We start from the raw sequence: 18252 nt of genomic DNA on the forward strand, positions 1-18252 counted from the left end.
GGCCGGAGTGTCTGGGCGGGGGTTTGGGGGGCCGGGATGGTGTGGCTCGTGGCTTAGGCGGGGGTCAGTTCGGCGGTGCAGAACCTGCAGCGGGTGGCCATCAGGGGGATGTCGCTGAGGCAGTGCGGGCACTGCTGCTCGGTGGCCTCTTCGGCCTTGACCAGGCGCTCCAGGAGCTTGCTGGTGGGGAGGACGACCAGGAAGTAGACGACCGCGGCGACGATCAGGAAGGAGACGGCGGCGGTGAGGAAGACGCCGTAGGGGAACCTGGTGCCGTTGATCGTGAAGGCCAGGCTGTTGAAGTTGGGCTGGCCGCCGACCAGGGCGATCAGCGGCCCGCTGAACGCGTTCACGAAGGCGGTCACCAGGCCGGTGAAAGCCGCGCCGATGACGACCGCGACCGCCAGTTCGATGAGGTTGCCGCGCAGCAGGAACTTCTTGAAGCCGCCCATGAGGATCCCTCTCGTGACGTTCTGTGATCGCGAGGTCGCGGACCGGAGAATATCAACTTTCGGTTTCGCCGGTATAGGGGGCCATCCGGTTCACCAGCGGCTGTCGTCCTGCGGCGGGTCGGCCGGCGCGCCGGAGATCGTCACGGACAGGGAGGAGCCCGCCGCGGCCAGAGCGGCGGCCTGGGGGCGGTCTGTGGCCAGGACGATCAGGGCTCCCTGGTCGGAGCGGGGCCTGGGTACAGCCACCACCGGGGCCGAGGAGACCACCGTGCGGGAGAACGGGGTGTCGGGTGACGGCGTGGTGAGCACGTCTATTCGGTCGCCGGGGCGGAGGAGGCGTGCCACCCCCGCGTCCGCGATGCGGATGGGGGTGGCGACCGTGTTGGCGCCGTAGCCGCGCAGGAGGCCACTGGTCAGCAGGCGGGCGTCGGTGAGCGGCTCGCCCCGGCGCATGGGGCCCGCGAGAGTGCGGCCGACGGCGTTCGCGCGTAACGCCCCGGCGGGGACGGCGTCGGGCGGCAGCGACAGCGGGCGCAGGTCGCGGGGGCTCAGGACGGTCCCGGACGGCAGGTCGCGGGCGGCGGCCAGCACCCTGTCGCTGGCGACCGGGGACGGGCGCAGGGCCAGCACGGCCAGGCCGGTGGCGAGCGCGGCTGACAGCGCCGCCAGGGGCCGTCGGAGACGGGGCGCCCTCACGGCAGTTCCAGGGGCAGTTTCATGCCGTCCAGGACGTTCGGGCAGGCGCAGTCGCGGGTGGCGGGCAGGGACTGGACCAGCTCGGCGACCAGGACGCGCAGCCTGTCGATGTTGGCGGCGAAGACGCGCAGGACCTCCTCCATCGTCACGCCCTCGCCCTCCTCGATCCCGGCGTCCAGGTCGGTGACCAGGCACAGCGGCGTGTAGCACAGCGCCAGCTCGCGGGCCAGGACGGCCTCGGGGTGACCGGTCATGCCCACCAGCGTCCAGCCCTGCGCCGCGTACCACCGCGACTCGGCGCGGGTGGAGAACCGAGGGCCTTCGATGACGACGAGGGTGCCGCCGTCGACCGGCTCCCAGCCGGAGTCGCGGGCGGACGCGACGGCGACGCGGCGGCCCGCCGGGCAGTATGGGTCGGCGAACGACAGGTGGATGGCGGCACCCTCGTCGTAGAACGTCTGCGTGCGCCCGGACGTGCGGTCGACGAGCTGGTCGGGGACGACGAGCGTGCCGGGGCCGTGCTCGGCGACCAGCGAGCCGACCGCGCTGGGGGCCACCACCTGGCGCACGCCGAGGGACCGCAGCGCCCACATGTTGGCCCGGTAGGGGATGCGGTGCGGCGGGAAGCGGTGGTCGCGGCCGTGCCGGGGGATGAAGGCGACCCGGCGGCCGCCCAGCACCCCGAGGGCGATGCGGTCGCTGGGCGGCCCGTACGGGGTGTCGACGTCGACCTCCTCGACGTCGTCGAGGAAGGAGTAGAAGCCGGAGCCGCCGATGACCCCGATCTCGGCGGCGGGCTCGGAGGGGGAGGGCTGCGAAACGAATGTGGACATGGCGCCGACACTAGCCATCCGCGACATCCGGCCGGGAGCCTCGTCTCCGATTGTGGATAACCGGCCTGGTGATCTTCGTCGCGGGTGCGGGACGGGCCCGACGCGAAGGGGCCCGGCGTGGCGCCGGGCCCCTTCAGGGTGAGGGTCAGCTCACCGGGGTCAGGAGTTCGGCCGAGTCCGGCTCGGTGGACGAGCGGCGCCGTCCCAGCGAGCCGGGGAGCCAGATGCGGCGTCCGAGGTCGTGCGACAGGGCGGGCAGCAGGAGCGACCGGACGATCAGCGTGTCGAGCAGCACGCCGAAGGCGACGACGAAGCCCATCTCGACCATGCCGACCAGCGGCAGGGTCGTCAGGGCGGCGAAGGTGGCCGCCAGCACCAGCCCGGCCGAGGTGATGACGCCGCCGGTGACGGTGAGGCCGCGCAGTACCCCGCGGCGCGTGCCGAGGGCCTGCGACTCCTCCCGGACGCGGTGCATCAGGAAGATGTTGTAGTCCACGCCCAGCGCCACCAGGAAGATGAACGCCAGCAGAGGGAATCCGGCGTCCGCCCCCTCGAAGCCGAACACGTGCCGGAAGGCCAGTGCGCTGGCGCCCAGGGAGGCCAGGAACGACAGCACCACTGTGGCCATCATCAGCAGGGGGGCGACCAGGGCCCGCAGCAGCGCGACCAGGATGAGCAGGACCACCGCCAGGACGATCGGGATGATCACGAGGTTGTCGCGGTCGGCGGCGCGGTTGGTGTCGAGGGAGGTGGCGGTGGCGCCGCCGACCTTGGCGTCGGCGCCGGGCACCGCGTGCACCGCGTCACGCAGGCGATCGACGGTGCGCTGGGCGGCCTTGCTGTCGGCGGGGTCGCGCAGCGTCGCCTCGTACTGCACCAGGCCCGCGGCGGTGACCGGACGGCTCAGCTCGGCCACCCCGGGCGTGCCGGAGACGGCGGCGGCGACCTGCCGGGACGCGGAGGCCTTGGCGATGACGACGGCGGGAACGCCCGAGCCCGCCGGGAAGTGCCGGGCGACGGCCTCCGCGCCGGCCACCGAGTCGGGCTTGTCGACGAACTGGCCGGCGTCCGACAACCCCTGCGCCCGCAGCGAGCCCAGCCCGAAGACCAGCGCGACCAGGCCGATCGACGTGACGGCCCAGATCACCCGGGAGCGGCGGCCGACCAGCCCGGCCACGCGGCTCCAGACGCCGTGCTCGGCCTCGTACGCCTCGGGCGCCAGGTACCTGGCGTCGTAGCGGGGCACCAGCGGCCAGAACAGCCACCGTCCGCAGATCACCAGCAGGGCGGGCAGCAGGGTGGTGATGGACGCCAGTGCGGTGATCACGCCGGCGGCGGCGACCGGGCCGAGACCCGCGGTGGAGTTCATCTCCGCGGCCAGCAGGCACAGCAGGCCGGCCGCGACGGTGGCGGCGGAGGCGATGATCGCGGGGGCGGCGCGGCGCAGCGCGAACGCCATGGCCTCGTGCCGGTCGGCGTGCCGGTGCAGCTCCTCGCGGTAGCGGGCGACCAGCAGCAGCGCGTAGTCGGTGGCGACGCCGAACACCAGGACGGTCAGGATGCCCGCGCTCTGCCCGTTGACGGTCAGGTCGGCGTACCGGGCCAGCAGGTACACCACCGACTGGGCCAGGCCGAGCGCGACCAGGGCGCTCAGCACGGGGACGATCCACAGCAGCGGGCTGCGGTAGATGAACAGCAGCAGGACGATCACGACGAGCCCGGCGGCCATGAGCAGGAAGCCGTCGATGGTCTCGAAGACCTTGAACATGTCGGCGCCGCCGCCCGCGGGCCCGGTGACGTGCGCCGCCAGCCCGGGCGGGCCGCGCTCGGCCAGGTCGCGGGCGTCGTCGACGGCCTTGACGACGTCGACGTCGGTGAGCGGCACGAGGGTCTGCAGGGCCTTGCCGTCCTGGCTGGGGAACGGCCCCTGGGGGCGCTGCGCGCCCGGCAGCCCGGCGAACGCCGCGGCGTCGGACCGGGCCTTGGCCTGGTCGGCGGCGGTGATGCCGGACGGCCGCTCGTAGACGATCACGGCGAGCATCGTCTCGTCGTCGCGGAACCGTTCCTGCAGCTTGACGACCTGTGTGGACTCGGCGCCGCCGGGCAGCCAGGAGGCGGCGTCGTTCTCCTCGACGTCACCGAGCCGGCCGGCGAGCGGACCGAGGGCGGCCAGCAGCACGACCCAGAAGGCCAGCACGACCCACTTGGCGCGCCGCCCGGCGATGATCCCGGCGAGGCGGCGGGCGGGTCCGGGGCCGGGGCCGCCGGGTTCGGGGGGACGAGCGTCGGGGGGTGCGCTCATGGTTTCTCCTGGAAGAGTCGAGATATGTCGCGTCAGCGGATCACGGTCAGAATGTCTCGCGTTTGGAGAGTTGTCAAGTACTATCGCGAGTTCTCGGCCGAGGGGCGGACGGGCGGACGTCCCGGGTGCCGGCCGGGCGCTGCGTCGGACGGTTCTCCGCTGGACCTGGCCATCGTCCGCAGTGGAAACGAAGGCGGTCGTCCCGCGCTGGATGGGAGTGGCGCTACCTCCGCAGAAGCACGCCTCCGCCCCGTCCTACTTCGCCAGACGTAGGGGACGGGGGCGGAGGGTGCCGTCGCCCACGCATGAGGATGCGGGCAGGGGACGGCGGCACTGCGCAGAGGAGGAGGAAAGACGTGCCTAGAGCCCATGCTGCTCTGCCACCGTGACCAGCGTGGCCGGCACGGCGGGACGGGGCGTCAGGTGGGTGGGGAGAAACGCCGCCGCACGTGGGGGCGGCTCAACGCGGCTACGCCTCGCGGATGAGGCCGCATCCGTCCGCTGTACGAGGCGTCGTCAAACGTGACGAGCGCCTGGGGACGGGCAGGCGATGACGCCGGCGACAGGCCGCTTCCGGTCAGAAGCCGGAGGGCGCGCCGGCGGGAGAGAAAAGGAAAGCGAGGACGTCCGAAGGACCATGGGCGGCGGGTGCGGCTCCTGGGAACCGGCCATGATCCTTCGGATCGGGTACGTCCGCGGACCGGTCAGGCGACCTTGCTCGACGACGAGGAGGACGAGGACGAGCTCGACGACGAGCTCGACGAAGAGGACGAGCCGTTCGAGCCCGACGACTCGGACGTGCTCGAGGGGGAGCTCTTCGAGCCGTTCGACCCCGAGCCGTTGGAGGAGCTGCGGGTCGAGGACGAGCCGGAGCCGCGGCTGTCGGTCCGGTAGAAGCCGGAGCCCTTGAAGATGATGCCCGCGGCGGAGAAGACCTTGCGAAGCCTGCCGTCGCACGCCGGGCAGTCCGTCAGCGCGGCGTCGCTGAACTTCTGCACGACCTCCAGAGGCTCGCCGCACTCGGTGCAAACGTACTGATACGTCGGCACGGTTCCTCCTCGCTGACTCAGCCCGGTTGCGCGGGCTGGCACTCACCTAGAACGACTGCTAATGGTACCCATGCGTAGAACACGATTTGCGCGCGGCCTGTTCCCACAGGTCGCGAGCCCCGGTGGCCAGGGGGAGCCGGCTATGTCCCCGTCTCGCCGAACCAACCGGCCAGCTTGCCGCGGCGGCTGACGGCCCGCAGACGGCGCTCCGTGGCCTCCCGTACGGCCGCGGTCGTGACCACAAGCATCGTGTCGCCCGCCTGCAGCGCCGTCGTCGGCTCGGGGACGAAGCTGGCCCCATCCCGCACGATCAGCGTGATGGAGGCGCCCTGCGGCAGCCGCAGCTCGAAGATCTCCACGCCGTTCAGCAGCGAGTCGTGGGGGACCCGGACCTCCAGCAGGTCGGCGTGCAGTTCCTCCAGCGGGGCGGCCTCGACGTCCAGCTCGCGGGCCTGTTCGTCGCTCTTCAGACGGCACAGGCGGGCCGCCAGCGGCAGCGTCGGCCCCTGCAGCAGGGTGAACACCACGACGATGGTGAAGACGATGGAGAAGAGCCGGTCGGCGCCCGCCACGTCCTCCACCATCGGGATGGTCGCCAGCACGATCGGCACGGCGCCGCGTAGGCCCGCCCAGGAGGCGAACGTCTTCTCGCCCAGCGACAGCCCGAATCCCGCCGTCGACAGCAGCACCGACACGGGGCGGGCCACCAGCAGCAGGACGAATCCGGCCACCAGAGCGGGAACGATCTGCGCGGGCAGTTCCTCGGGGGAGGCCAGCAGCCCCAGCATCACGAACAGGCCGATCTGGGCCAGCCAGGCGATTCCCTCGGCGAACCCCCGGGTGGCGGGACGGTGCGGAAGGCGTGCGTTGCCCAGCACCAACGCGCTGACGTACACGGCCATGAAGCCGCTGGCGTGCAGAAGGGTCGCGGCCCCGTAGGAACCGATCGACAACGACAACACCGCGATGGGGTAAAGACCGGATGCGGGCAGGGCGACCCGGCGAAGCGCGTACGCCCCCAGCCAGCCGATGACGCATCCCATGACGGCGCCCGCGGTCAGCTCGTACACCATGATGCCGCCCAGTTCCGCCGGGTTGGGCGCGCCGGTGTGGGTGCTGAGCCAGACGACGACGATGACGACGGGTGCGTCGTTGAATCCGGACTCGGCCTCCAGCAGTCCGGCGAGCCGGGACGGTAGCGGCAGACGGCGCAGCACGGAGAACACCGCGGCGGCGTCCGTGGGGCCCAGTACGGCCCCCAGCAGGAACGCCAGGCGCCAGTCCATGTCCAGGAGCCAGTGCGCGGCGACCGCCACGATGATCACGCTGATGAGGGTGCCGAGCGTGGAGACGGCCAGCGCGGCGGGTACGGACGGCCGTACGTTGCGCCAGTTGGTGGTGATGCCGCCCTCGGCCAGGATCAGGACCAGCGCGGCCAGCCCCAGCACCTCCGCCAGTTCGGCGTTGTCGAAGCGCAGGCCGATGGGCCCGGACTCGCCGAGGAACAGGCCGATGCCCATGTACGCCAGGAGGGTCGGCAAGCCCGCCCGGTGGGACAGCCGGACCGCGAGGATCGCTATGAGTACAAGTGTCGCGCCGAAGAGTAGCCAGAGGTCGAGCCGCACATCCCTCCCCTGCGGGGTCGCGAAGTTGAGATCGTTCGCGATCCTACCGATTTATGTGCTTCACACACACATTCGTTTTGGGGCGGCCCAGAAGCCGGGGGCCGGGACGTGCCCCAACCGGCCTGTGTACTGCCCTGGAGGCCGTCTCTTAACCGGCTCTTGGGACGATCCGTCCCGGGACGTGAACCAGGCCATCAGCGCCGCCAACGCCGTCAGCCGTGAGCGACGTCAGCGTCAGCGCCGTCTGACCAGCGGCTCCACGGCGTTCACGACGTTCGCCACGGGGCGTCCGGCCAGGACGGCGGCGAGGTTCTCCTGCACCACCGACACGATGGCCAGCTGCGCGTCCAGCGTCGCACCGGCCGAATGCGGGGACAGCAGTACGTTCTCGTGCCTGCGCAGGGGGCTGTCGGCGGGCGGCGGCTCCTCGTCGAACACGTCCAACGCGGCGGCCCCCAGCCGCCCCGACTCCAGCGCCGCCAGCACCGCCTCGTCCGGGGCGATGCCCCCGCGCGCGGCATTGACCAGCAGGGCCCCCTGGGGGAGACGGGCGAGGCGGTCGGCGCCCAGCAGGCCGCGCGTCTCGTCCGTGAGCGGCAGCGTCACCACGAGGATGTCCGAGTTGGCGAGCAGGTCGTCCAGCTCGCGGTAGGTGGCCGAGGCGTCGGCGCGTCGCCGCCGCGACCAGTACGACACCGCGCACCCCAGCGCCTGGAACAGCCGGGCGGTCTCGGACCCGATCGCCCCGTACCCCAGGATCCCGACACGCTGGGCCCGTAGCTCCCGGGCGCCTCGCCCCAGCATCTCCAGTTGCGGCCATCCGCCCTCGCGGACACGCCGGTCGCTCCACGCCAGGTGGCGGCAGAGCGCGAACGCGGCGCCGACCGCCCATTCGGCCACCGAACGGGCGTTGGTCCCCGCCGCGTTGGCCACGGGCACGCCCGCGGCCGTGAGCGCGTCCAGGTCGAGACTGTCCGTTCCCACCGCGGGCATCTGCACGAACGCCAGCCGCGGTGCCGCCGCCACGGCTTCGGCGTCCAGCGCCAAACGTCCGCTGAAGTCGGCCAGCACCAGTTCGGCGTCGGCCAGCGCGTCCAGTAGCGCGCCACGTTCCCGCTCCGCCGGGAGGACGATCTCCGCCGCGTCGCCCACCACCGGATCGAGCATGCCGCGAATCAAGGACGGGTCCAGCGGGGGCAGGGCGAGGATCCGCCACGGCTTCGTCATCTGGAGACCTCCCTGGCGGCGGCACGCCACCGCGGGGGAGCGGTCGGCGCACGGCGGGCTGGACGATCCGGAACTGTACGCGCAGTGATCCGTCCGTCTATGCCCGCCCCGGCCCCGCCTCGCACCATACGCCGCGACGCGCCCACCCCCTGGCCGCCGAAGGCCACACCTCTAGCGCGGGAAGCGGACAAGGCCCTCTGACGGGGTCACGGCGGCTCGCACCCGCTGGTCGTACGGTTCGGCGGGCAGGGCGTCGACCAACTCCCCGTCGTAGAGCAGGGCCACGGTGAGGATGGCGGGGCCCACGCGCGCCAGTGCACGGTCGTACGAACCGCCGCCCCGGCCCAGGCGCATCCCCGTACGGTCCACGGCGACTGCTGGGACGAGCACCACATCCGCACTCGCCACAGCGTCCGGCCCACGGGACGGCTCGGTGGGCTCCAGCAGGCCGCGCGGCCCCGGAGCCAGCGACTCGGGCCCCTCGTAGGAGGCCCAGTCCAGGTCGGCGTCCGGCAGGAGACGGGGCAGCAGCACGTACGCGCCCCGCTTCCACAAGGCGAACAGCAGCCCCCGGGTGTCGGGCTCGGCGCCGATCGACACGTACGCCGCGATGGTCCCCGCCATCTCCACCTCGGGGGTGGACAACAGGGTGTCCCGCAGCGAACGGGCCGCGGCGGCGCGCGCGCCCGAGTCCATGGCGGTGCGCCTGGCCAGCAGTTCGGCGCGGCGCGAGAGTTTGGAATCGATCTGGTGCACGCTGTGGTCCTCGTGGATGACTAGGGTCTCTCTATGGCCGACTTCGTACCTGTGCAGAAGGCGGTGGTCCCGGCGGCGGGCCTCGGTACCCGATTCTTGCCCGCCACCAAGGCGACCCCCAAGGAGATGCTCCCGGTTGTCGACAAGCCCGCGATCCAGTACGTCGTCGAGGAGGCCGTCGACGCCGGCCTCACCGACGTGCTGATGATCACCGGGCGCAGCAAGCGGTCGATCGAGGACCACTTCGACCGCGCCTACGAGCTGGAGGAGGCGCTGCGCGCCAAGGGCGACGAGGAGCGCCTGGCCGCCGTCCGCGAGTCCAGCGACCTGGCGATCATGCACTACGTCCGGCAGGGCGAGCCGCGCGGCCTCGGGCACGCGGTGCACTGCGCCCGCCAGCACGTGGGCGACGAGCCGTTCGCCGTGCTGCTCGGCGACGACATGATCGACTCCCGGGACCGGCTGCTCAGCCGCATGATCGAGGTGCGCCAGCAGCGCGGCGGCAGCGTCGTGGCGCTGATGGAGGTGCCGCCGGACCAGGTCTCGGCCTACGGCTGCGCCGCCATCGAGGGCACCGACGAGGACGACGTGGTGCGCATCACCGACCTGGTGGAGAAGCCCGCCGCGGAGGAGGCGCCCAGCAACTGGATCATCATCGGCCGGTACGTGTGCGACCCGGCCGTGTTCGACGTGCTGGAGAAGACCCCGCCCGGACGCGGCGGCGAGATCCAGCTCACCGACGCGCTGCGCACCCTCGCCGAGATGCCCCGGGAGCAGGGCGGCACCGTGTACGGGGTGAAGTTCCGCGGCCGCCGCTACGACACCGGCAACAAGCTGGAGTACCTGCGCACCGTGGTGCAGTTCGCCTCGGAGCGTCCCGACCTGGCTCCCGAGTTCATCCCGTGGCTGCGCGAATTCGTGAAGCGGCACGACGCCGCCGACGGCGTGGAGGGCTCGTAGCCGCCGTGTCCTCGCGTCACACTGGGGGACCGTGGGCATGAGAACCGTCGACGAACACCTGGCGGAGATCCTCGGCACCGTCCGGGAGCTTCCGCCGCTGGACCTGGCACTGCTGGAGGCGCACGGCACCGTGCTGGCCGAGCCGGTGTCGGCGCCCGTGCCGCTGCCACCGTTCGACAACTCCGCCATGGACGGGTACGCGGTGGTGGCGGCGGACGTCGCGGGGGCGTCGGAGACCGATCCGGTGGTGCTCCCGGTCGTCGGCGACATCGCCGCGGGGGACCCGGGCGTGTCGGCCATACGCCCGGGACTGACCGCGCGCATCATGACCGGCGCGCCCATCCCCGCAGGGGCCGACGCGGTCATCCCGGTGGAGTGGACCGACGGCGGTACCGCCTCGGTGCGCATCACCCGGTCCGCGCCCCCCGGCAACTCCATCAGGAGGGCCGGTGAGGACGTCACGGAGGGCCAGGTCGTGGCCGAGCCCGGCACCCGCCTGGGCGCGGCACAGATCGGCATGCTCGCCGCGGTGGGCCGTTCGCGCGTCACCGTACGGCCGAGGCCGCGCGTCGTGGTGCTGTCCACGGGCACCGAACTGCGCGAGCCCGGCGAACGGCTCGCCCCCGGGGAGATCTGGGACTCCAACAGCTTCATGCTCACCCTCGCGGTGGCCGAGGCGGGGGGAGTCGGCTACCGGCAGGCCACCGTGGGGGACGAGCCTGAGAAGGTCATGGACGCCCTGGAGGACCAGCTCACCCGCGCCGACGCGATCGTCACCTCCGGGGGCGTGTCGATGGGCGCGCGTGACGTGGTCAAGGAGGTGCTCGCGGGCACGGGCACGGTCGGGTTCCACAAGGTCGCGATGCGTCCTGGCAAGCCCCAGGGGTTCGGGCTCCTGCAGGGCACGCCCGTGTTCACCCTTCCGGGCAACCCCGTCAGCGCCTACGTGTCGTTCCAGGTGTTCGTACGGCCCGCCCTCCAGGTCATGCAGGGCCTGCCCCCCGAGCGCCTCCCCGTGGTGCGGGCGGTGCTCACCGAGGACGTCACCTCCCCGGCAGGCATGCGCCATTTCCTGCGGGGGAAGCTGAGCTCGTCCGGGGGCGAACCGCTCTCCGTGGCACCGGTCGAAGCGCAGGGCTCCCACCAGCTGGCCTCCCTGGCGTCGGCCGACGGTCTGATCGTCGTGCCGGAGGACGCCGACAGGCTGCCCGCCGGATCGCAGGTAGAGGTCATGAGGTTGCCGTCATGAGCATGGGCTCGGAGTTCACCCATCTGGACGCCACCGGCGCCGCCCGGATGGTGGACGTCTCGCAGAAGAACGTGACGCCCCGTTCGGCCGTCGCCACGGGGTTCGTCCGGTTGTCGGAAGCGTGCGTCAAGGCGTTGCGCGCCGGCGACGTGCCCAAGGGGGACGCCCTCGCGGTGGCGCGCATCGCCGGGATCATGGCCGCCAAGCGCACCCCCGACCTGGTGCCGCTGTGCCACCCCATCGCCCTGCACGGCGTCGAGGTCACCCTGGACGTCCGCGACGACGGGGTCGCCATCGCCGCGACCGTCCGCACCGCCGACCGCACCGGCGTCGAGATGGAGGCGCTGACGTCCGTCACGGTCGCGGCGCTCTCCCTCATCGACATGGTCAAGGCCATCGACCCCGCCGCGGTGATCACGGACGTCCGCGTCGAGGAGAAGACCGGCGGCAAGACCGGCCGCTGGCACCGCTGACCAGGGCCGCCGCCGTCCCGGCCGGCGGGCGGCGGGCATGATGGGCGCGACCATGCCGTACGACGGCGTCGAGGGGGAGCAGGAATGATCCGGGCGATGGCGGTCACGGTGTCGAACCGGGCGGCGGCGGGCGTGTACGCCGACAAGTCCGGGCCCGTGCTGGTGGAACTGCTGGAGGACCTCGGCTGCCAGGTGCACGGACCCGTCGTCGTCCCGGACGGCGAACCCGTCGCCGAGGTGCTGAACAACGCGGTGGCCGAAGGCTACGACGTGGTCGTGACCTCAGGCGGAACCGGTCTCACCCCCACCGACCAGACCCCGGAGATGACCCGGCGCGTCATCGAACGCGAGATTCCCGGCATCGCGGACGCGATCCGGCTGGCGAACCGCGACCAGGTGCCCACGGCGGTCCTGTCGCGCGGCCTGGCGGGCGTCGCCGGCCGCACCCTCATCGTCAACCTGCCCGGCTCGACCGGCGGCGTCCGCGACGGCATGGCGGTCTTGGGGCCGGTGCTCGCGCACGCCGTCGACCAGATCGGCGGCGGCGACCACCCGCGACCGGCCGACTGATCACCGGGGCGTTGGAAACGCCGCCGAACGGGTAAGAGGCACCGCGCTTTGCCGGACGCGGGCCCGGGACGACCGACCGGAGTCAGGCCTGCGCGGAGCGGGAGGTCGGACATGTCGCATCAGCACGCCGGGCGCGAGATCATCACGCCATGACGACGCTGGTCAACGCGCGGCTGGTCCTTCCCGGCGAGGTACGGCACGGCTGGCTCCGCACGGCGGGCGACCGGATCGCCGAACTCGCTCCCCCGGGGGAGGCCCCTGGGCAGGCCCCGTCCACGGGCGAGGTCGTCGACGTGGCCGGACGGTACGTCGTCCCCGGGTTCGTGGACGTCCACGTGCATGGGGCGGCAGGCGTGTCGTACCAGAGCGGCCTGGCCGACGAGGCGGCACGTGCGGCGCGCTTCCACCGCGAGCACGGCACGACCACCACCATGGCCAGCCTGGTCACCGGAAGCCCGCAGGAACTGGCCAAGGCGGTCTCGGGCCTCGCCGAAGCGGCCGCGAACGGCGTCATCGCCGGCATCCACCTCGAAGGCCCGTACCTGTCGGCCGCCCGCTGCGGCGCACACGACCCGGCATGGCTGCGGCCGCCCGACCCCGCCGAGTTCCGCGACCTCGTGCAGGCCGGACGCGGCCACCTCCGCATGATCACCCTGGCGCCCGAGCTGCCCGGCGCGCTGGAACTCGTCCGGACGGCCGTGCCCGAGGGAGTGATCGCCGCCGTCGGCCACACCGACGCCACCGCCGCGCGGACCCGGGAGGCGATCGAGGCCGGGGCCCGCGTGGCCACGCACCTGTTCAACGCCATGCGCCCCGTGCACCACCGCGACGGCGGCCCCGTCGTCGCGACGCTGAACGACCCCCGCGTCACCGTCGAGCTGATCAACGACGGGGTGCACGTGGACGCCGACGTGGCCCGGCTGGTCTTCGCCGCCGCCGGCGCCGGACGCGTCGCCCTGATCACCGACGCCATGGCCGCGACCGGCATGGGCGACGGCGACTACCGCCTCGGCGGCATGGACGTCCGCGTCCGCGACGGCCGCGCCCTGCTGGCGGACGGAACGTCCATCGCCGGCAGCACCATCACCATGGCCGACGCCTTCCGCCGCGCCGTCATCGACGTCGGCCTGCCCGTCGAACAGGCCGCCCGGGCCGCCGCCCTCACCCCCGCGGGCATGCTCGGCCTCGCCGACGACATCGGCTCCCTGGAACCCGGCAAACGCGCCGACCTCCTCGTCCTCGACGACGACCTCACCGTCACCCGGGTGATGAAGAACGGCCGCTGGCTATGACCGAGGCACCGCCCCCCACCACGGCACCTCGCCGTATCGCCGACCGGCACCCTGTGCCGCGCTTCCGTGTCCTGCCGGACGCCGCCGGAACGCCCTGTCCACCGCCGGTCCTCAAGGGCGCGCGCGGGCCCCACCGCCGGATTGTGGGTGACAATTGATGGCGTCCGAGCCCGCCACCGGGGAATCATGGAGCCGTGGAACGAATGCGGGGATGGCCGACCAGCTTGTCCGAGGGCCCGGTCGGGCTGCGCCCCCTCCGGCACCGCGACGCCGCCACCTGGCGGGAACTACGGGTCCGCAACGCCGACTGGCTGCGTCCCTGGGAGCCCACCAACCCCGAGACGCCGCTGTTCCGCAGCGGCCTCGGCCCCTACCTCAGCATGGTCCACACGATGCGCCGCGAGGCCCGGCAGGGGCTGGCCCTGCCCTGGGTGGTGACCTACGAGGGCCGCTTCGCCGGCCAGCTCACCATCGGCGCGATCGTGTGGGGCTCGGCGCGCTCCGCGCAGATCGGTTACTGGATCGACCGGCAGGTGGCCGGCCGCGGCGTGATTCCCACCGCCGTCGCACTGGCCGTCGACCACTGTTTCTTCACCGTCGGTTTGCACCGGCTGGAGGCGAATATCCGTCCCGAGAACACCGCCAGCCGCCGCGTGGTGGAAAAACTCGGATTTCGCGAAGAGGGAATTCGGCGCCGCCATCTGCACATCGACGGAGCGTGGCGGGACCACATCTGCTATGCGCTGACCGTGGAGGACGTGCCCGGCGGTCTGCGCAGCCGCTGGCTGTCCACGCTCCGCCAGGAATTTCCCCGGTCCTCTTCGTCCTCGTGACCCTTGGCGGCGCGCCGACAATCGTCCGCGCCCGCCACGTAAGAATCCTGCGATCGAGAAGACTTGGCAAACGAAGAGTAACCGCGGGATCGATCTCGCGACACACCGCCCCTTATGCTCGTCAACGTCTGACACCGGCTCGTACCGTGCGGGGCGTGGCCCTGCTCCCAATGCACGTGCGCGTGCCGAAAGACGGCGCGCGCGTCCGGCGTGCCTTGCGGCGTCTTCGCCGGGCTCCGGTGGTGAGCCGGTGAGCAGCGCAGTACTCTACCTGGCCATCGTCGCGGTGTGGGCGGTCGTCCTGGTCCCCATGTGGCTGCGGCGCGACACCTCACGCCCCAAGAAGACAGACGAGATCACGGAGGAGACCCCCGTCGAGGAGGAAGAGGAGGCCCCTCCACCCGCCCCGCGCCGCAGCGGCCGCGCCGCCGTCATCGCCCGGCGCCGCCGCCGCACGTTCGGCCTGACGGTCCTCGTCCTGGCCACCACCGTCGTCGCCGCCACCGGCCTGGCGCCCTGGTGGACCATCCTGCCCGCCGCCGTCCTGTTCGCGGCACACCTCGCCCTGCTCCGCGTCGCCGTCCGCATAGACGCCGCCCGCCGCCGCGAACGCGCCGTCGTGGCCGCCGCCGCAGCCCGAGCCCGCGCCGAACGCGCCGCCGCGGAACGCGCCGCCGCCCAGCAGAACGCCGACGTCATCGAGCTGGACCCCCGCCCCCAGGACGAGGTCTTCGACCAGTACGCAGACGACCGCCGCGTCGTCGGCGAGTGACGCGCCGCGTCCCGATGCGCGAACACCCCTGGAAGTTTGCTAGCCTTATCGCGTCCTTGGGGCTGTAGCGCAGTCCGGTAGCGCACCTCGTTCGCATCGAGGGGGTCAGGGGTTCAAATCCCCTCAGCTCCACCCAGGTCAAAGGCCGGTCCCCGTTGGGAACCGGCCTTTTTGATCTCCGTACAGCAGCGAAGTACAGCTACGGCACCTGCCTTACCCGAGCTGCTTGCCCAGCTTCCGTAGGGCCTTCCGCGTGGCCGCCGTCGAGACCTCGCTGTAGATGTCCATGGTGACGGCGATCTGGCTGTGCCGAAGGATCTGCATCACCACGCGCGGATGGACGTCCAGGGCCACCAGGAGCGAGGCGCAGGTCTTCCGGGTGACGTGGACGGGTACGCGGCGCACGCCCGCCCGGTCACATGCCGTCGCGAAGCTGCGGTTGAAGTTCCGCGGCTCGATGGGATGCCCCGTGCGGGTCGTGAACACGAGATCGGAGGGTGCCCACTCGGCCGCCGCGTCGCGCGCCGCCTCTTGATCCTTCTGGCGCTCCCGCAGCGCGGTGGTGCAGATGCCGACGAGGGGAAGTGCCGCGTCGGAGGCTTCCGTCTTCGTCTCGCGGTGGAGAAGCTGCCCCTTGATCCGCTGGAGCTGCCAGCCGATGCGGATCTCTTCGGCGTCCAGGTCGACATCGGCCCACCGCAGGCCCAGCACCTCACCGCGCCGCAGCCCGAGAGCCAGGATGAGCACGTACGCGGCGTACATCGGGTCTCGCCGATCACGAGCCGAGACCAGGAACTTCCGGGCCTCCTCCACGCTCCAGGGCTTCACGCGCCGCTTGCGAGGCTTGGAGACGCGCAGCAGGGCCGCCACGTTGCGGGGCAGGATCTCCTCCCGTACGGCGTTGCCCAGCGCGGCCCGCAGCGTCGTCCAGGCGTCCCGGCACGTCCGCTCAGAAGCGAACTGCTCGCAGCAGCGACCGACGGCGCAGCACCGCCGGCTCTTCTCGTCTCGCCGTGCGTCTTTGCCCTGTGCGCAGCACTGGCAGGTGTCCCGAAGCTTGTTCAGCCAGGTTCGCACGTCGGCCACGGTGAGCTTGTCGAGCCGCTTCTTGCCCAGCGTCGGGACGATGTAGAGCCGGACGAACATCTCGTAATTAGCCGCCGTCGCGGGGGCAAGCTCAGGCTTTACTACCTCGTTCAGCCAGCGTTCGAGGTAGGCCGCCAAGGTGGGGGAGTCGGTTGCCACCGGTCCTTTCTTGGCAGACTCATGCAGCTTGAGCCACTTGTTGTGAGTTTCGTCACGAGTCTTGCCGTAAGCCCACTTGCGCGTGCGTTTGCCATCTGGAGTGGTCACCCAGACGTATGCGGCGTAGCCGTTGCGGTAGGGGAAGATCGACCCTTCGCCGTTGGCCCGGCCACGGCCCCGCCGCTTGCGCTTGCCGAGGTTTCCCTGCTCGTCTGGTTCCTCAGGGGTGGCAAGTGCGTTCTTGGGCATCAGGCAGCAACCTCCGTGAGCTGGTCCAGGAATTCGGTCAGCGCGTCGACCGGGACGAGGCGACGACGGCCGATCTTGACGGTGCGGAGCTGGTTGGAGCGGATGAGGTTGTAGAGCGTCCAGCGGCTCACACGGAGCCGTTCGGCTGCCTCGTCGACGGTCAGGACCAGTTCGGGCAATCAGGTCTCCTCGTGCGTTGTGGCGAACGGGTTGAGCGGGGGTAGGGGTGTGCCGGTCAGGGCAGCGGTGAGCAGTGCTTCGCCGGGGGTGAGGCCCTGGCCGAGGTAGCGCCAGTGGGAGACGACGAGGACCTGGTCCTCGTCGGTGAGCGGCAGGCGTCCGGTGGTGATGTCGTGTTGGTGCTGGTTGTGGTCGATGCGTGCTTGTCGCAGTGCGCCGAGGGTGGTGGAGTAGCGGCGGGATTTGGTGGAGAAGTGGCCGCGGAAGCCGAGCATGTGCGCCCACTCGGCAAGCCGAAGCTCTGCCATCTCTTCCATGCGCCCCAGCCGCAGGCACTCGGCGATCAGCCGCCGGGCGTGCGCCGAGACCGGTAGTGCGTCGAGGTCATCGGTGGCGCGTATGCGCCGGTCGAGGGTGCCGGTGCATTCGGCGGCCTTGGTGGCGTACTTGGCGATGTAGCCCGCCACGGCCGTATCCGTCAGGTCCCCCGTGGTCGTGATGGGGCGGACGTCGAGTTGCGCCCCCCAAGCCAGAGACCGGGAAGGCACGCCGGGCGCGGCAGGGGTGGTCACGGTGACGGCGTGTGCGGCCTGGTCGACGGCATCGGCGAGCAGGTCGTAGGAGGCCCAGCCAGGCGGAGGTGTCGACGGGCCGTCGGGGCCGTCGAGGCGGACGACGGCGTGGAAGTGCACGACGCCGCGTCGCTGGTATTCGGCCACTTTGGCGAAGGAGACGGTCGCGGCCTCGCTCAGTTCCCGCAGCGTCAGCCCCGCGGCTTTGGCGATCCTTCGCCGCAGGGCCATCGTGAACCGCCGCCACAGTTCCGGCGCGAGTGCGTTGAACAGCACCGAGCCCGTGTAGTCGTAACACTCAGGGCACAGCGGTGCACCCAGACGTGGATCATCGGCCGCATGCCGGACAGTGCACGACAGCGACCGTCCGTGCGGGCATTGCCCGGCGTCGCGTCGAGGGTGGCATGCCGCCACCGTCCCGCCGGGCGTCTCTCGTCGCGCGTGCACGGGTCCGAAGGAGGGGGCGGTCAGGGTGACGAACGCGGCCGGATGCTGCGCCACAGTGTCGGGGACGCCTTTGCCGCCGGCCAGGCCCGCCCGGACGAGTTGGTAGGTGTCGGCCCGGTAGATCTCGGCGCAGGCCGGGCAGCGGGAGGCGCGGCGGGTCTTGCAGGCCACCCGCAGCACCCCGCCCGGCTCACGGGCGGTGCTGTAGCGATGCAGCAGGTCACCGGTGAGGCCGTCGCGGTACTCGACCGAGCCCCGCAGGTGGATCGGCTGTGCACACCCGCCGGTCGCTCGGGTGCGGGCGGCCCACCGGCGGAAGTCGGGCCGGGCCAGCTTGGCCGCCATGTCGCGGACGGCCAGCGGAGTCAGCCACGCGGAACCGGGAGTGTCGGGCACGATGGAGCGCGTCTCCTATCGGTTGTAGACCGGATGAGGGGATGGCCCCCGACGTGGCGCGTGTGCTTGGCGGC

The 18252-nt window shown here is 71.9% G+C and carries 18 protein-coding genes and 1 tRNA gene; 8 read left to right on the forward strand and 11 right to left on the reverse strand.

The window, feature by feature from the left end; all coding sequences use genetic code 11:
* Nucleotides 1-53: 53 nt before the first annotated feature.
* The 8 genes from mscL to ABZ801_RS16095 form a co-directional block, all read right to left on the reverse strand.
* Nucleotides 54-452: a large conductance mechanosensitive channel protein MscL gene (mscL, locus tag ABZ801_RS16060; RefSeq protein ID WP_360698300.1), complete on the reverse strand. Its 399-nt coding sequence runs from the start codon at nt 450-452 to the stop codon at nt 54-56.
* Between the two features lie 90 nt (nt 453-542).
* Complete coding sequence (locus ABZ801_RS16065) at nt 543-1148, reverse strand: SAF domain-containing protein (protein WP_360698302.1); 606 nt, start codon at nt 1146-1148, stop codon at nt 543-545.
* Nucleotides 1145-1981, reverse strand: a complete 837-nt coding sequence (locus ABZ801_RS16070; protein ID WP_360698304.1) for an S-methyl-5'-thioadenosine phosphorylase — start codon at nt 1979-1981, stop codon at nt 1145-1147. Before ABZ801_RS16070 ends, ABZ801_RS16065 begins: the two co-directional genes overlap by 4 nt.
* 145 nt (nt 1982-2126) lie before the next feature.
* Nucleotides 2127-4283, reverse strand: coding sequence for an MMPL family transporter (locus ABZ801_RS16075; protein ID WP_360698306.1), 2157 nt, complete (start codon nt 4281-4283; stop codon nt 2127-2129).
* A 704-nt stretch (nt 4284-4987) separates the two neighbouring features.
* Nucleotides 4988-5332 carry an FmdB family zinc ribbon protein gene (locus ABZ801_RS16080; protein ID WP_360698308.1) on the reverse strand — a complete coding sequence of 115 codons (345 nt, stop codon included), beginning with the start codon at nt 5330-5332 and terminating at the stop codon, nt 4988-4990.
* 140 nt (nt 5333-5472) lie between these two features.
* Nucleotides 5473-6957, reverse strand: coding sequence for a potassium/proton antiporter (locus ABZ801_RS16085; protein WP_360698310.1), 1485 nt, complete (start codon nt 6955-6957; stop codon nt 5473-5475).
* A 234-nt stretch (nt 6958-7191) separates the two neighbouring features.
* A complete protein-coding gene (locus ABZ801_RS16090; RefSeq protein ID WP_360698312.1) occupies nt 7192-8184 on the reverse strand; it encodes a 2-hydroxyacid dehydrogenase in 993 nt (330 codons plus the stop codon).
* Between the two features lie 171 nt (nt 8185-8355).
* The gene (locus tag ABZ801_RS16095; RefSeq protein ID WP_360698314.1) at nt 8356-8940 is read right to left on the reverse strand and encodes a 5-formyltetrahydrofolate cyclo-ligase; all 585 of its coding nucleotides are present in this window, start codon (nt 8938-8940) and stop codon (nt 8356-8358) included.
* Nucleotides 8941-8973: 33 nt separating this feature from the next.
* Between ABZ801_RS16095 and galU the strand changes: the two genes are divergently transcribed.
* From galU to ABZ801_RS16135, 8 genes are all read left to right on the forward strand, one after another.
* Nucleotides 8974-9900, forward strand: coding sequence for a UTP--glucose-1-phosphate uridylyltransferase GalU (gene galU / locus ABZ801_RS16100; RefSeq protein ID WP_360698316.1), 927 nt, complete (start codon nt 8974-8976; stop codon nt 9898-9900).
* A gap of 37 nt (nt 9901-9937) precedes the next feature.
* Nucleotides 9938-11149 (forward strand): gephyrin-like molybdotransferase Glp, encoded by a 1212-nt coding sequence (gene glp, locus ABZ801_RS16105; protein ID WP_360698318.1) that lies wholly within the window; start codon nt 9938-9940, stop codon nt 11147-11149.
* The gene (moaC, locus tag ABZ801_RS16110; protein WP_360698320.1) at nt 11146-11622 is read left to right on the forward strand and encodes a cyclic pyranopterin monophosphate synthase MoaC; all 477 of its coding nucleotides are present in this window, start codon (nt 11146-11148) and stop codon (nt 11620-11622) included. The genes glp and moaC overlap by 4 nt, the downstream gene beginning before the upstream one ends.
* 84 nt (nt 11623-11706) lie before the next feature.
* Complete coding sequence (locus ABZ801_RS16115) at nt 11707-12192, forward strand: MogA/MoaB family molybdenum cofactor biosynthesis protein (RefSeq protein WP_360698322.1); 486 nt, start codon at nt 11707-11709, stop codon at nt 12190-12192.
* 149 nt (nt 12193-12341) lie between these two features.
* The gene (gene nagA / locus ABZ801_RS16120) at nt 12342-13484 is read left to right on the forward strand and encodes an N-acetylglucosamine-6-phosphate deacetylase (RefSeq protein ID WP_360698324.1); all 1143 of its coding nucleotides are present in this window, start codon (nt 12342-12344) and stop codon (nt 13482-13484) included.
* 203 nt (nt 13485-13687) lie between these two features.
* Nucleotides 13688-14317, forward strand: a complete 630-nt coding sequence (locus tag ABZ801_RS16125; protein ID WP_344943545.1) for a GNAT family protein — start codon at nt 13688-13690, stop codon at nt 14315-14317.
* A 250-nt stretch (nt 14318-14567) separates the two neighbouring features.
* A complete protein-coding gene (locus ABZ801_RS16130) occupies nt 14568-15089 on the forward strand; it encodes a hypothetical protein (RefSeq protein ID WP_360698326.1) in 522 nt (173 codons plus the stop codon).
* Nucleotides 15090-15147: 58 nt separating this feature from the next.
* A tRNA-Ala gene (locus tag ABZ801_RS16135) sits at nt 15148-15221 on the forward strand.
* 81 nt (nt 15222-15302) lie between these two features.
* On the opposite strand, the gene ABZ801_RS16140 is transcribed toward ABZ801_RS16135, so the two are convergent.
* From ABZ801_RS16140 to ABZ801_RS16150, 3 genes are read right to left on the reverse strand one after another with little or no spacing between them, the layout of a single operon-like run.
* On the reverse strand, nt 15303-16583 hold the full coding sequence (locus ABZ801_RS16140) for a site-specific integrase (protein ID WP_360698328.1): 1281 nt from the start codon (nt 16581-16583) through the stop codon (nt 15303-15305).
* On the reverse strand, nt 16583-16762 hold the full coding sequence (locus ABZ801_RS16145) for a helix-turn-helix domain-containing protein (RefSeq protein WP_360698330.1): 180 nt from the start codon (nt 16760-16762) through the stop codon (nt 16583-16585). Before ABZ801_RS16145 ends, ABZ801_RS16140 begins: the two co-directional genes overlap by 1 nt.
* The gene (locus ABZ801_RS16150; RefSeq protein WP_360698332.1) at nt 16763-18178 is read right to left on the reverse strand and encodes a replication initiator; all 1416 of its coding nucleotides are present in this window, start codon (nt 18176-18178) and stop codon (nt 16763-16765) included.
* Nucleotides 18179-18252 lie beyond the last annotated feature (74 nt).

This window comes from Actinomadura sp. NPDC047616, assembly GCF_040642915.1.
Lineage (GTDB): Bacteria > Actinomycetota > Actinomycetes > Streptosporangiales > Streptosporangiaceae > Spirillospora > Spirillospora miaoliensis.

What these genes read in the sequence shown, in the direction of transcription:
- mscL (WP_360698300.1), bottom strand. Translation starts at nt 452, where the DNA reads ATGGGCGGCTTCAAGAAGTTCCTGCTGCGCGGCAACCTCATCGAACTG.
- ABZ801_RS16070 (WP_360698304.1), bottom strand. Translation starts at nt 1,981, where the DNA reads ATGTCCACATTCGTTTCGCAGCCCTCCCCCTCCGAGCCCGCCGCCGAG.
- ABZ801_RS16075 (WP_360698306.1), bottom strand. Translation starts at nt 4,283, where the DNA reads ATGAGCGCACCCCCCGACGCTCGTCCCCCCGAACCCGGCGGCCCCGGC.
- ABZ801_RS16090 (WP_360698312.1), bottom strand. Translation starts at nt 8,184, where the DNA reads ATGACGAAGCCGTGGCGGATCCTCGCCCTGCCCCCGCTGGACCCGTCC.
- galU (WP_360698316.1), top strand. Translation starts at nt 8,974, where the DNA reads ATGGCCGACTTCGTACCTGTGCAGAAGGCGGTGGTCCCGGCGGCGGGC.
- glp (WP_360698318.1), top strand. Translation starts at nt 9,938, where the DNA reads ATGAGAACCGTCGACGAACACCTGGCGGAGATCCTCGGCACCGTCCGG.
- moaC (WP_360698320.1), top strand. Translation starts at nt 11,146, where the DNA reads ATGAGCATGGGCTCGGAGTTCACCCATCTGGACGCCACCGGCGCCGCC.
- ABZ801_RS16115 (WP_360698322.1), top strand. Translation starts at nt 11,707, where the DNA reads ATGATCCGGGCGATGGCGGTCACGGTGTCGAACCGGGCGGCGGCGGGC.
- nagA (WP_360698324.1), top strand. Translation starts at nt 12,342, where the DNA reads ATGACGACGCTGGTCAACGCGCGGCTGGTCCTTCCCGGCGAGGTACGG.
- ABZ801_RS16125 (WP_344943545.1), top strand. Translation starts at nt 13,688, where the DNA reads ATGCGGGGATGGCCGACCAGCTTGTCCGAGGGCCCGGTCGGGCTGCGC.
- ABZ801_RS16140 (WP_360698328.1), bottom strand. Translation starts at nt 16,583, where the DNA reads ATGCCCAAGAACGCACTTGCCACCCCTGAGGAACCAGACGAGCAGGGA.